Raw genomic sequence first — 13,206 nt, 5'->3', positions numbered from 1 at the left:
ATTTTACTGAATGATTTTATCCTGGCATAAAATGCGGTGTCTGTTTTTAATCCTATATTTAATCTTCAGTTGATGTAGTCTCATTTTCGTCAGGAATTAAGCGTCACGCATCAATAAATGGATAAAGGATGATTTCAGGGATGAAATACTTTTCAGCCGCAGCGGTGATGTGCCTGCTATTAGCCAATGCCGCATCGGCAAACCTGCCCGCGCTGTCGCAGGAGATTATGAGTCATATTGCGAAGCAGGATCCGAGGCTAGGCGCAGTTGTTAAAGGCGATAATGGAAAAGTGAACTATGGGGTTGGTTCTGGCTCTGTGGCTGAAGCGGATCGGTTAGGTAAAATATGGGCTGGGGATGGAGCAAGATTAACAGGTGACGGAAAAGGTTTAATGAGTGCAGATGGAACTCGTGTATACCGTTTTCCAGCATCTAAAGATAACAGTTCGCATGCTATAACGGGTACTCAGGCCAACTTTGAGACTTTCAAAATAGATCCTGCCACAGGAGATAAAACTAAGATTGGCAATGGCCATATGGATATAAATTAGGTAATAAACGTGAAAGCTATTTTAAAGAGTATTTCGAACGATGATTATCTTCTGAATGAGTTTTATCCAGAAGATGAGAATGTATTTTCTCTTCGCTTGCTGCTTCGTATTGGAACGGAAAGTAGTAGTGGGGCGGATAAATTTGACCTTTTTGTTTGTACCCCCGAATGGCTCTGCAAGCATCAGTGGCTGCCGGAACTGATGCGACATACGCTTCTGGTGCGCACATATGATCTGGATGAGATCACAAAGACCATTACGGATCATATTGATCGGTGCGAAGGCGAAGACTGGATGGAGATAGCGCAAAAACTATCAAGGTTTTTTGCCTGGGAATATGAAGACTATCAGCCTTAATGATATATCCCGCCTTTATCTGGCGGGATATCACTGCAGGAAGCGCCTACAGCGCGGCGAGCTGATTCACCCCTTATCCGCCCCCTGTCCCAACTGAAACCAGAAACTTACACCTACCACAAGCTGAATCATCCAGCTAAAATGCATCAACTGACCCACCGGCGACTTCGTGGATTGATCGTTCATGATACTTCGATATCATGTTGTTAACGATGCTTCACCGCCGATAAGGAATAAAAATCAACAAATTAGGTGTTAAATGCGCATATTGCTGAGTAATGATGACGGTATCCATGCGCCAGGCATCCAGACACTGGCGAGCGCCCTGCGTGAATTTGCCGAGGTGCAGGTGGTCGCACCCGATCGTAATCGTAGCGGTGCCTCCAATTCGCTGACGCTGGAGACGCCGCTGCGGACCTTTAACTATCCGAATGGCGATATTGCCGTGCAGATGGGCACGCCGACGGACTGTGTCTATCTCGGGGTGAATACCCTGATGCAGCCGAAGCCGGACATCGTCGTTTCAGGCATCAACGCTGGCCCTAATCTGGGTGATGACGTGATTTACTCCGGGACGGTCGCTGCCGCGATGGAAGGGCGCCACCTCGGGCTGCCTGCGCTGGCCGTGTCGCTGGACGGGCATCAGCACTATGACACCGCGGCGGCGGTAACCTGTTCGATCCTCAAAGCGCTACAGCGTGAGCCGCTGCGCACCGGGCGCATCCTCAATATCAACGTGCCCGACCTGCCGTTGGATCAAATTAAAGGCATCCGCGTCACGCGCTGCGGCAGCCGCCATCCCAGCGATCGGGCGATCCCCCAGCAGGACCCGCGCGGCAATACGATGTACTGGATTGGCCCGCCGGGTGAAAAACTGGATGCCGGCCAGGGAACCGATTTCGCCGCCGTCGATGAAGGCTATGTTTCCGTGACCGCGCTGCACGTTGACCTCACCGCGCATGCCGCGCAGGAAGTGGTCTCCTCCTGGCTGGAAAACGTTGAGGTCAGCCGCCAATGGTGAGTGGTCGTATAGAGACGTTGCTGGCGCAACTGCGCCTGCAGGGCATCGATGACGAACGGTTGCTAAAGGCGATTGAAGAGGTGCCGCGCGAGCGTTTCGTCGATGAGGCTTTCGAACATAAAGCCTGGGAAAATACCGCGCTGCCGATTGGTTCCGGGCAGACGATTTCCCAGCCCTATACGGTGGCGAGAATGACCGCGCTGCTTGAACTGACGCCGGCATCCCGCGTGCTGGAAATCGGTACCGGCTCGGGGTATCAGACGGCGATTCTGGCGCATCTGGTGGAGCATGTCTGCTCGGTTGAGCGCATTAAAGGTTTGCAGTGGCAGGCCAAGCGCCGCCTTAAGCAGCTCGATCTGCATAATGTCTCTACCCGCCACGGCGATGGCTGGCTGGGTTGGCCATCGCGCGGCCCGTTCGATGCGATTATCGTCACCGCCGCGCCGCCGGAGATCCCTATGGAGCTGATGTCACAGCTCGACGAGGGCGGCATCATGGTGCTGCCGGTAGGGGAAGAGCAGCAGGTGCTGCAGCGTATTCGCCGTAAGGGCGATGAGTTCCTGATTGAGAATGTTGAAGCGGTGCGCTTTGTGCCGCTGGTAAAAGGCGATCTGGCCTGAGTCAGATTAAACCAGGACATTTCTATACAACTGTTCCGTGGCACGCCATCATTGATATTGTTAGTATCTGATTAAATTTGCGCATGCGGGCCTTGCTGCCGTCAGCTATGTTGCGTCTCTGAAGTTAAAGTATTGCCGTAAGTGGGGGATTAATGAGCACGGGAAGCCCAGTATTTAAATTGCGCCGTATTGCGGCCGTTTCATTGGTTGGATTTTGGCTGGCAGGTTGTTCCAGCAGCGATAACACGCAGGCCCCCATCAGCTCCGTTGGCGGAAATGACTCCGGCATGATGAGCAGCAATTCCGCGATGAGCAGCGCATCAGGCGCCAGTTCCGGCGGCAGCAACGGCGGGTTTATTCCCCCGGCTCGCCCTCCGTCTACTGGCGGTATGGTGACCCCTTCTGCCGCCCCTGAGCAGAACGTAACTACCGAAAATGGCCACATCGTCTACAACCGTAGTTATGGGAATATTCCGAAAGGTAGCTACGGCGGCGACAGCTATACCGTGAAACGTGGCGATACTTTGTTCTATATTGCCTGGATTACCGGCAACGATTTCCGCGACCTTGCACAGCGCAACAATATCGCCGCGCCTTACAGCCTCAACGTCGGCCAGCAGCTGCAGGTCGCTAACGGTACCGGTACGCCTATTACCGGCGGCAATGCGGTTACGGCAGCCGATGCGACCGCTGGCGGTGTCAGCACGCCTCCGTCCGGTGCGCAAATGACAACCGCAACGGTTGCACACCAGCCGGTAATTACGTATTCTGAGGATTCAGGTACACAAAGTGGAGGCAAAATGCTGCCTTCGTCCGGTAAAACTGCTGCAACGACAACAGTGCCGGTTACCGCCCCGACCGTAAGTAGCACGACGGACAGCACTACCCCTGTGGGAAGCTGGCGTTGGCCAACAGATGGTAAGATCATTGATAACTTCTCTGCTTCCGAAGGGGGCAACAAAGGTATCGATATCGCGGGATCTCGTGGTCAGTCCGTCGTTTCCACCGCCTCCGGTCGCGTGGTGTACGCCGGTAATGCGCTACGCGGATACGGTAATTTGATTATCATCAAACATAATGATGACTACCTGAGTGCTTATGCCCATAACGATACGATGCTGGTCCGTGAACAACAAGAAGTGAAAGCGGGCCAGAAGATTGCAACCATGGGCAGTACCGGCACAAGCTCGGTTAGATTGCACTTTGAAATTCGTTACAAGGGGAAATCCGTAAATCCGTTGCGTTATTTACCGCAACGTTAATCCGGCAGAACCTTGGTGTTCTGCCCTTGGGATCACGGGTAGGAGCCGCTTATGAGCCAGAATACGCTGAAAGTTAACGATTTAAATGAAGACGCGGAATTCGACGAAAACGGAGCTGAGGTTTTTGATGAGAAGGCTCTCGTCGGAAATGAACCTGGTGATAACGATTTAGCAGAAGAAGAGCTGCTGTCGCAAGGCGCAACACAACGCGTTCTTGATGCTACGCAGCTCTACTTAGGAGAGATTGGTTATTCTCCATTGCTCACGGCAGAAGAAGAAGTTTTCTTTGCCCGCCGTGCACTCCGTGGTGACGTGCCATCGCGTCGCCGCATGATCGAAAGCAACCTGCGTCTGGTGGTGAAGATTGCCCGTCGTTACAGCAATCGTGGTCTGGCGCTGCTGGACCTGATTGAAGAAGGTAACCTCGGCCTGATCCGTGCAGTAGAAAAATTTGACCCGGAAAGAGGGTTCCGTTTCTCTACTTACGCCACCTGGTGGATTCGTCAGACTATTGAACGGGCGATCATGAATCAAACCCGTACCATTCGTCTGCCGATTCATATCGTTAAAGAGCTGAATGTTTATCTGCGTACTGCGCGTGAACTTTCCCACAAGCTCGACCATGAGCCAAGTGCGGAAGAGATCGCAGAAAAGTTAGATAAGCCTGTTGATGACGTGAGCCGGATGCTGCGCCTCAACGAACGCATTACTTCAGTCGATACGCCTCTGGGCGGAGATTCTGAGAAAGCGCTGCTGGATATCCTGGCCGATGAAAAAGACAACGGCCCGGAAGATACCACGCAGGACGATGATATGAAGCAAAGCATCGTCAAGTGGTTGTTCGAACTGAACGCCAAGCAGCGTGAAGTGCTGGCACGTCGTTTCGGCCTGTTAGGTTACGAAGCGGCCACGCTGGAAGATGTGGGTCGTGAAATTGGTTTGACCCGCGAGCGTGTACGTCAGATTCAGGTTGAAGGCCTGCGTCGTCTGCGTGAAATTCTGCAGGCGCAGGGTCTGAATATTGAAGCGCTGTTCCGCGAATAACACGCGAGAATAAACGGCTTCAATAAATACTGAACAGGGTAATGCGAAAAGCGGTGACTTCGGTCACCGCTTTTTTATTGCCTGCGATTACGGGTTCTTGAGAGGTCGCGGCGAGGCATGTCAGGATTCTTAAGAAGTAGGGGCGAGGCATGCCTCGCCCGCGTTGAGACCGGTGCTACACCAGCGACTTCAGGCGGTAAATCCACTCCAGCGCCTGGCGTGGCGACAGCGAATCCGGATCCAGCGCTTCAAGCGCTTCTACCGCCGGGGAGGTCTCTTCTACCAGCAGCGGCAGCTGCGAACCGTCGGCTTTGGTGGCGGCCGCGCTACCGGACAGGGCTTCGAGCTCCTTCAGCTTCTGGCGCGCGCGCTTGATCACCTCTTTCGGCACCCCTGCCAGCGCGGCAACGGCCAGACCATAGCTCTTGCTGGCGGCGCCGTCCTGCACGCTGTGCATAAAGGCGATGGTATCGCCGTGCTCAACCGCATCAAGGTGTACGTTAGCCACGCCTTCAATCTGTTCCGGCAGCGTGGTCAGCTCGAAGTAGTGCGTGGCAAACAGCGTCATCGCTTTGATGCGGCTGGCCAGGCTCTCGGCACAGGCCCACGCCAGCGACAGGCCGTCATAGGTCGAGGTACCGCGCCCGATCTCATCCATTAATACCAGGCTGTATTCGGTGGCGTTATGCAGGATATTGGCGGTCTCGGTCATCTCCACCATAAAGGTCGAGCGGCCTGAGGCGAGATCGTCCGCCGCGCCCACGCGGGTAAAGATTCGGTCAATCGGGCCTATCACCGCCTGCTCGGCGGGCACGAAGCTGCCGATATAGGCCATCAGCGTAATCAGCGCTGCCTGGCGCATGTAAGTACTTTTACCGCCCATATTCGGGCCGGTAACCACCAGCATGCGGCGCTGGGGTGACAGTGAGAGCGGGTTGGCGATAAACGGCTCTTTTAGCACCTGTTCAACGACCGGGTGACGCCCGCCGGTCAGCTTAATACCCGGCTTATCGCTCAGCGTCGGGCAGCTGTAATTCAGCGTCCAGGCGCGTTCGGCGAGGTTGCTCAGCACGTCCAGCTCCGCCAGCGCCGAGGCGCTGTTCTGCAGCGCTTCCAGGTGCGGCAGCAGCAGGTCGAACAGCTCGTCGTACAGGCCTTTTTCCAGTGACAGCGCTTTGCCTTTTGAGGTGAGAACCTTGTCCTCATACTCTTTCAGCTCGGGAATAATGTAGCGCTCGGCGTTTTTCAGCGTCTGGCGGCGCACATAGTGGATCGGCACCAGATGGCTCTGCCCGCGGCTGACCTGGATGTAATAGCCGTGCACGGCGTTGAAGCCGACCTTCAGCGTATCCAGCCCCAGTTTTTCACGCTCGCGGATCTCTAGGCGGTCGAGATAGTCAGTGGCGCCATCCGCCAGCGCGCGCCATTCGTCCAGCTCGGCGTTGTAGCCGGGGGCAATCACTCCGCCGTCGCGCACCAGTACCGGCGGGGTTTCAATAATCGCCCGCTCCAGCAGCTCGCGCAGCTCGGTAAATTCGCCCATCTGCCCACGCAGGGTCTGCAGGTGGGCAGTTTCGTTATGCTCCAGCTCGGCGTTGAGCAACGGCAGCTGCTGGAAGGCATGACGCATGCGGGCCAGGTCGCGCGGGCGGGCAGTGCGCAGCGCCAGGCGCGCCAGAATACGCTCCAGGTCACCGACCTGACGCAGCAGGGGCGTTACCGATTCATGCAGGTCCTGCAGCGCGCTGATGCTCTGCTGGCGCTGAGCGATGGTCTGCGAATTGCGCACCGGCATATGCAGCCAGCGTTTCAGCATGCGGCTGCCCATTGGCGTGACGGTTTTATCCAGCACCGACGCGAGGGTGTTCTCTATGCCGCCGGCGAGATTTTGGGTGATCTCCAGGTTACGGCGGGTAGCGGCATCCATAATAATGCCGTCCTGCTGGCGCTCCATGGTGAGCGAGCGAATGTGCGGCAGCGAGGTGCGCTGGGTGTCTTTCACATACTGCAACAGGCAGCCTGCGGCGCGCAGCGCGTGGTGCGCCTGCTCAACGCCAAACCCGCTCAGGTCACGCGTGGCAAACTGCAGGTTCAGCTGCTGGCGCGCGGTGTCCAGCTCATACTCCCACAGCGGGCGGCGGCGCAGGCCACGACGGTTTTCAATCAGCGCCATCGCGGCAAAATCTTCCGGATAAAGCAGCTCTGCCGGATTGGTGCGCTGCAGTTCAGCCGCCATGGTTTCCAGGTCGGTTGGCTCGGCAAGGCGGAAGCGGCCGGAGCTGATATCCAGCGTGGCGTAGCCAAACCCGCGCTGGCTCTGCCAGATAGCCGCCAGCAGGTTATCCTGGCGCTCGTTAAGCAGCGCTTCATCGCTAATGGTGCCCGGGGTAACGATACGCACCACTTTGCGCTCGACTGGCCCTTTGCTGAGTGCCGGGTCGCCAATCTGTTCGCAAATCGCCACCGATTCGCCGAGCTGCACCAGCTTCGCCAGGTAGTTTTCTACCGCATGATAGGGCACGCCCGCCATCGGAATGGGTTCACCGGCCGACGCGCCGCGCTTGGTCAGTGAAATTTCCAGCAGCTGCGAGGCGCGTTTCGCATCGTCGTAAAACAGCTCGTAGAAATCTCCCATGCGGTAGAACAGCAGGATCTCAGGATGGTCAGCCTTGAGGCGCAGATACTGCTGCATCATAGGGGTGTGCGAGCTGAAATTTTCTAATGTACTCATAGTCTTGAGATGTCCATTATCATAAAAATTAGAGAGTTAAGTGATTTTATGATTATCATTTGTTCTCACGTAGTCTCGCTGGATCTCATGAAATCCTACAGTCCACGGCAGGCTTAGGTGTCATTTGCCAAACTGTAGCAGGGTAAAATGTAGCTTTACTGGCCACAACCTACATCTCTTTTCACGAGTACGTGGTGAATATGATAACGGAGTCTGTTTGACAGGAAAACCGGCGGGGAAGCGACTTTCTTCGAGGGCGCTCGAAACAATGGAATCTGGTGATAGAGATAAAGCGGGTGTCGGAGAAAACCTATGAAGAGATTGTGTGCGGAAAGCCCAGCCGGTCAGAAACCTCAGCGACGGAATAACCGCGTTCCGTTATCTGACGGACGGCTCCTCCCTTCAATTCAGGTGTAAATCGTGGTGCGCCATTACGCTCCTCTTATGCGCAAGTTATAATGCAGAATCGTCTACCGGGGCAGGGGTAGTGAGTGAGTCTCTGAGAGACTTTAGTGAATTCGCGTGGAAATTTTAGTATGATTTTTGTGCGATGAATTTCCGCCCAGATTCTGCTTTCAGGAGTAAATATGAGCAACAACAAAAAAACTCAGGCAAGCTACGCCAGGCCATCTCGTGCTGACATTGTTCGTTCAGTGGTGACGTCTACAGCTGTCGAAACAGGGCAGTCATCAGCGAAGATCGAAGCTTCCCTTGAAGCGACGCGAAAAAAATTCTCCCATTTACGCCTTGCTTAATCCCTTCTTAAAGCCTTACTAACCCAGTATTTCATCGGCTCGTAACCCATAGGCATGCCTGCATGACTAGCCGACATATTGGGTTTTGTTTTGCTCCCAGCTATGATACTTCGGCGTTTTTACCCCCTGAACCGCCATCACTTCGGTTAATAGTCGCGATTAGCGTCAGTATCCTTCTCTAAATGAATGGATAAGTATCAGCTCGACATGGGTTATGGCGATCGGGAAGGCGGCTCGCAGATTCGGCGAAAAAACCGGGCGCGAGTCGCTCAATCCACCCGGTAAGAGGCATTACGCGTCATGACTGTTAACAAAAATTCCCCTGGCTCAGGCAGCCAGCACACGATCATCGCGGGCATCCCACCGGGAACCATCGTATGATTGTGTTATCTAAGTGATATCTGATGCTTTTAATCATGTCTTTATTGTCTTTCTTTATGCCAGTTTTGCAGTCGTTCACTGCCGGATGGCGTCATTTTGGAGAAACTATGCGTAAGTTGAAAGTGGTGTTGTGTTCAGCCGTGTTGTCGGCTGCAGCGTTGTCCGGCATGTCCACCGCTTATGCGGAAGGTGAACAGCCGGCAGAAACTGCGGTTCCGGCCGTGCCAGAAGTGCAGAGCCAGACCCCGCCGGTTCAGACACCGGAATCCCAGAACTCGCTGTCACAGGCACCGGGCGATGCGCAGCAGGCAGATCAGCCTAATCCTGCCGACCCGTATGAAGTAAAAACCTTCTTTGCTGACTTTAAGCGTTTTTCCATTGGTGATATCGCACCGGACCTTTACCGCAGCAAAAAGTATGAAGTGAGCCAGTGGAACGTGCGCCATCTGCCTGCGCCGGAAGCCGACAGCCACTGGACCTATATGGGCGGTAACTACGTGTTAATCACCAACGCCGAAGGTAAGATCCTGAAAGCTGAATCCGGTGAAATCTACTACAAGCACTAAGCCAGCCTGTTATTAAACGGCGCTTTGCATCACCACCGCGAAGCGCCGTTGAGTAAATCCGCTTTAATTCCTCCCGCTCAATGCTTTATCCTCTATTTCTGACCTCCCGGCCTTGCAATATGGATATCTGATGCGTTATCTGGCAACTCTTCTTCCTGTCGTCGCTTTACTTTCCGCCTGTAGTAGCCAGCCGAAAACGGCCCCGGCTGAACCCCACGGCAATCCGTTTAAAGGCAACGGCGGCTTCCTGCTTGAGCCTGCCCACAGCGGCACCGTGCTGGGGGGCGATTTCTCCAATAATCAGGCGGCCAACGCATTTATCGACAAAATGGTGCGCAAGCACGGTTTTGAGCGCCAGCAGCTGCACGATGTGCTGGCGCAGGCAAAGAACCTCGACTGGGTGATCCGCCTGATGGACCGCCAGGCACCCACGCCAACCACCCAGGGGCCAACCGGGCCAAACGGCGCGTGGATCCGCTACCGCAGCAAATTCATCACGCCGGACAACGTGCAGAATGGCGTAGCGTTCTGGAACCAGTATCGCGATGCGCTGGAGCGGGCGCAGAAAACCTATGGCGTGCCGCCAGAAATCATTGTCGGCATTATCGGTGTGGAAACGCGCTGGGGCCGCGTGATGGGTAAAACCCGCATTCTGGATGCGCTGGCGACGCTGTCATTTAACTATCCGCGCCGCGCCGAATACTTCAGCGGTGAGCTGGAAACCTTCCTGCTAATGGCGCGTGAAGAGGATGATGATCCGCTGGACCTGCGCGGATCGTTTGCCGGTGCAATGGGCTATGGCCAGTTTATGCCGTCGGCATTTAAGCAGTATGCGGTCGACTTTAACGGCGACGGCCATATCAACCTGTGGGATCCGGTCGATGCGATTGGCAGCGTGGCGCACTACTTCCAGCAGCACGGCTGGCTGACAAACGGCACGGTGGCCGTGCAGGCTAACGGGCAGGCTCCCGGGCTGGTGAGCGGCTTTAAAACCCGTTACACCGTGGCGCAACTGGCCTCTGCCGGTCTGTCACCCACCATCCCGCTGGATAACAACCAGCAGGTCAGCCTGCTGAAGTTTGATATGGGCACCCGCTATCAGTACTGGTACGGGCTGCCGAACTTCTATGCCATCACCCGCTATAACCACAGCAACCATTACGCGATGGCGGTTTGGCAGCTGGGTGAAGCCGTGCGCGATGCGCGCTAGGGCGTAACGCGATTCTGTTGCAATTTTGTTATTTATCGCGCTGGCAGTCAGGCTTACAGTAGCCCTGGCTGTCACCGATCTTTTAGCGAGGAATAATGAAAGAGTGGAACCCCGATCTCTACCGCCAGTTCGAAGCGGAGCGCACCCGCCCGGCGCAGGAACTGCTTAACCGCATCCCTTTATCCAACGTCTCTTGCGCGACCGACCTTGGCTGTGGCCCCGGCAACAGTACCGAACTGCTGCATCGCGCGTGGCCCGCTGCCCGTATCACCGGGCTGGACAGTTCGCAGGCAATGCTCGATCAGGCGCAGCAGCGCTTACCGGGCTGTGCGTTTGAGCTGGCGGATATCCGCAGCTGGCAGGCCAGCCTGCCGCAGGAGGTGATTTATGCGAATGCCTCACTGCAGTGGCTGACCGATCATCCGCAGCTGTTCCCCCATCTCATTAGCCAGCTGGCTGCCAACGGCGTGCTGGCCGTGCAGATGCCGGATAATCTCGATCAGCCCAGCCATCGCCTGATGCGCGAAGTGGCCGCACGCCCGCAATGGCAGGACAAGATATCGCCACAGGCCGCGGACCGTAAACGGCTGCTGACCACCGGGCAGTATTACGACCTGCTGAGCGCGGCGGGTTGCCGGGTGGATATCTGGCGCACCACTTACTATCACGTGATGCCTGCGCCGCAGTCGATCGTTGACTGGCTGCGTGCCACCGGCTTACGGCCCTTCCTGGCCGGGCTTAGCGATGCGCAGCAGGCGCAGTTCCTCGCTGATTATCTGGCCGAAATCAGCGCGGCTTATCCCGTTCGCCACGATGGCAATCTGCTGCTGGCTTTCCCGCGCCTGTTTATCGTAGCGCGAAAAATCTGACCCCACGCTGGAAGACGCGCCGCAAAACGCGCGTCCCCTTACTCTTGCCTGAAAGAAAAGTGCTACTCTCTTGCTCTTAAACATCGGGCGGGGGAGAGCGCTATGACAGATCGTGAATTAAGCCAGTTGAGCACCCGGGTAGGGCAGCAGCTGCTGGCGCGCAATGCCAGCGTCACCACGGCGGAGTCCTGTACCGGCGGTTGGATAGCCAAGGTGCTGACCGACATTGCCGGTAGCTCAGCCTGGTTCGAGCGCGGCTTTGTCACCTACAGCAATGAGGCAAAACAGCAGATGGTTGGCGTCAGTGAATCTACGCTGGCGCAGTTTGGTGCGGTGAGTGAGCAGGTGGTGCGTGAGATGGCGCAGGGCGCGCTCAGCGAGGCGGGGGCGCAGTATGCGCTGTCGGTCAGCGGCATCGCCGGGCCGGATGGGGGCAGTGAGGGGAAACCGGTGGGCACCGTGTGGTTTGGCTTTGCCGCCGCGACGGGAGAAGTCCTGGCGCTGGTTGAGCGTTTTCACGGTGACCGCGAGGCCGTTCGTCGCCAGGCAACCGCCTGGGCACTTCAGACCCTGCACGATCATTTTCTCAAAAATTAAACTTGATACTGTATGACCATACAGTATAATCAGCGCATATTTTAGAGACAAAGCAGCGTCCGCGTGTGCTTTACCCGCATGATTAGGAGTAGAAATGGCTATTGACGAAAACAAGCAAAAAGCACTGGCAGCAGCGCTGGGCCAGATTGAAAAGCAATTTGGTAAAGGCTCCATCATGCGCCTGGGTGAAGACCGCACCATGGATGTGGAGACTATCTCTACCGGTTCGTTATCCCTGGATATCGCACTGGGTGCAGGCGGTTTGCCTATGGGCCGTATCGTCGAAATTTATGGCCCGGAATCTTCCGGTAAAACCACGCTGACGCTGCAGGTTATCGCTGCCGCACAGCGCAAAGGTAAAACCTGTGCGTTTATCGATGCCGAGCACGCCCTTGACCCGGTCTATGCCAAGAAGCTGGGCGTAGACATCGATAACCTGCTCTGTTCTCAGCCGGATACCGGTGAGCAGGCGCTGGAAATCTGTGATGCGCTGGCGCGTTCCGGTGCGGTTGACGTGATTATCGTTGACTCCGTTGCGGCGCTGACGCCAAAAGCGGAAATCGAAGGCGAAATCGGCGACTCCCACATGGGCCTTGCGGCACGTATGATGAGCCAGGCGATGCGTAAGCTGGCCGGTAACCTGAAAAACTCCAGCACCCTGCTGATCTTCATCAACCAGATCCGTATGAAAATCGGTGTGATGTTCGGTAACCCGGAAACCACGACCGGTGGTAACGCACTGAAGTTCTACGCCTCTGTCCGTCTGGATATCCGCCGTATCGGTGCGATTAAAGAAGGTGACGAAGTGGTCGGTAGCGAAACCCGCGTGAAAGTGGTGAAAAACAAAATCGCTGCCCCGTTCAAGCAGGCTGAGTTCCAGATCATGTACGGCGAAGGTATCAACATCTTCGGTGAGCTGGTGGACCTGGGCGTTAAGCACAAGCTGATTGAAAAAGCCGGTGCATGGTACAGCTACAACGGCGAAAAAATTGGTCAGGGTAAATCCAACGCGGGTAGCTTCCTGAAGCAGAACCCGGCGATTGCCAACGAAATCGACGCGAAGCTGCGTGAAATGCTGCTGGGTAACCAGGATGACAAGCCTGATTTTGTCCCTGCTGCGCATGAAGTGGACGAAACCAGCGACGCAGACGAAAAGTTCTGATAGCGGTATATTCTGCAGGGGTCAGGCATGCCTGACCCTGGTTTTATCTTCACATTCCCCTTTTTATCCCAGCCTGAACC

13 protein-coding genes and 2 pseudogenes are annotated in these 13,206 nt (G+C 55.7%); 12 read left to right on the top strand and 3 right to left on the bottom strand.

The features are described from left to right. Positions 1-140 precede the first annotated feature (140 nt). From J2Y91_RS03220 to rpoS, 6 genes are all read left to right on the top strand, one after another. The gene (locus tag J2Y91_RS03220; RefSeq protein WP_253537250.1) at positions 141-551 is read left to right on the top strand and encodes a filamentous hemagglutinin; all 411 of its coding nucleotides are present in this window, start codon (positions 141-143) and stop codon (positions 549-551) included. 9 nt (positions 552-560) lie between these two features. Next, positions 561-908 carry an immunity 8 family protein gene (locus J2Y91_RS03215; RefSeq protein ID WP_133622888.1) on the top strand — a complete coding sequence of 116 codons (348 nt, stop codon included), beginning with the start codon at positions 561-563 and terminating at the stop codon, positions 906-908. Between the two features lie 259 nt (positions 909-1,167). Next, a complete protein-coding gene (gene surE, locus J2Y91_RS03210; protein ID WP_133622889.1) occupies positions 1,168-1,929 on the top strand; it encodes a 5'/3'-nucleotidase SurE in 762 nt (253 codons plus the stop codon). Further along, positions 1,923-2,549 carry a protein-L-isoaspartate(D-aspartate) O-methyltransferase gene (locus J2Y91_RS03205; protein WP_133622890.1) on the top strand — a complete coding sequence of 209 codons (627 nt, stop codon included), beginning with the start codon at positions 1,923-1,925 and terminating at the stop codon, positions 2,547-2,549. Before surE ends, J2Y91_RS03205 begins: the two co-directional genes overlap by 7 nt. Before the next feature lie 152 nt (positions 2,550-2,701). Further along, on the top strand, positions 2,702-3,811 hold the full coding sequence (gene nlpD, locus J2Y91_RS03200; RefSeq protein WP_133622891.1) for a murein hydrolase activator NlpD: 1,110 nt from the start codon (positions 2,702-2,704) through the stop codon (positions 3,809-3,811). Positions 3,812-3,862: 51 nt separating this feature from the next. Continuing rightward, complete coding sequence (gene rpoS, locus J2Y91_RS03195) at positions 3,863-4,855, top strand: RNA polymerase sigma factor RpoS (protein WP_048917113.1); 993 nt, start codon at positions 3,863-3,865, stop codon at positions 4,853-4,855. Positions 4,856-5,030: 175 nt separating this feature from the next. Here rpoS and mutS read toward each other — a convergent pair whose 3' ends face one another. Both mutS and J2Y91_RS23035 read right to left on the bottom strand, forming a co-directional pair. Beyond that, entirely contained in the window at positions 5,031-7,586 is a 2,556-nt protein-coding gene (gene mutS / locus J2Y91_RS03190; RefSeq protein ID WP_133622892.1) for a DNA mismatch repair protein MutS, read from the bottom strand. Between the two features lie 314 nt (positions 7,587-7,900). Further along, a pseudogene (locus tag J2Y91_RS23035) lies at positions 7,901-7,992 on the bottom strand (hypothetical protein); the annotation flags it as partial. A gap of 181 nt (positions 7,993-8,173) precedes the next feature. On the opposite strand from J2Y91_RS23035, the gene J2Y91_RS03185 reads away from it, so the two are divergent. Continuing rightward, complete coding sequence (locus J2Y91_RS03185) at positions 8,174-8,341, top strand: hypothetical protein (RefSeq protein ID WP_166643155.1); 168 nt, start codon at positions 8,174-8,176, stop codon at positions 8,339-8,341. Here the strand turns inward: J2Y91_RS03185 and J2Y91_RS03180 are convergent. Then, a pseudogene (locus J2Y91_RS03180) lies at positions 8,338-8,563 on the bottom strand (cell filamentation protein Fic); the annotation flags it as partial. The gene J2Y91_RS03185 and the pseudogene J2Y91_RS03180 sit on opposite strands and share 4 nt — an antisense overlap. 266 nt (positions 8,564-8,829) lie before the next feature. On the opposite strand from J2Y91_RS03180, the gene J2Y91_RS03175 reads away from it, so the two are divergent. The 5 genes from J2Y91_RS03175 (at position 8,830) to recA (ending at position 13,126) form a co-directional block, all read left to right on the top strand. Beyond that, a complete protein-coding gene (locus J2Y91_RS03175; RefSeq protein ID WP_048917111.1) occupies positions 8,830-9,288 on the top strand; it encodes an RcnB family protein in 459 nt (152 codons plus the stop codon). Between the two features lie 130 nt (positions 9,289-9,418). Next, positions 9,419-10,498, top strand: coding sequence for a lytic murein transglycosylase B (gene mltB / locus J2Y91_RS03170; RefSeq protein WP_133622893.1), 1,080 nt, complete (start codon positions 9,419-9,421; stop codon positions 10,496-10,498). A gap of 95 nt (positions 10,499-10,593) precedes the next feature. Next, positions 10,594-11,367 (top strand): trans-aconitate 2-methyltransferase, encoded by a 774-nt coding sequence (tam, locus tag J2Y91_RS03165; RefSeq protein ID WP_133622894.1) that lies wholly within the window; start codon positions 10,594-10,596, stop codon positions 11,365-11,367. A gap of 102 nt (positions 11,368-11,469) precedes the next feature. Next, positions 11,470-11,964 (top strand): nicotinamide-nucleotide amidase, encoded by a 495-nt coding sequence (gene pncC / locus J2Y91_RS03160; RefSeq protein WP_133622895.1) that lies wholly within the window; start codon positions 11,470-11,472, stop codon positions 11,962-11,964. 94 nt (positions 11,965-12,058) lie between these two features. Then, on the top strand, positions 12,059-13,126 hold the full coding sequence (recA, locus tag J2Y91_RS03155; RefSeq protein WP_048917107.1) for a recombinase RecA: 1,068 nt from the start codon (positions 12,059-12,061) through the stop codon (positions 13,124-13,126). The last annotated feature ends 80 nt before the right edge of the window (positions 13,127-13,206 follow it).

Source organism: Erwinia aphidicola, from assembly GCF_024169515.1.
GTDB classification, from domain to species: Bacteria; Pseudomonadota; Gammaproteobacteria; order Enterobacterales; family Enterobacteriaceae; genus Erwinia; species Erwinia aphidicola.
Note: the sequence above shows the minus strand (reverse complement) of the source record. Positions and strands in the feature narration are given on the sequence as shown.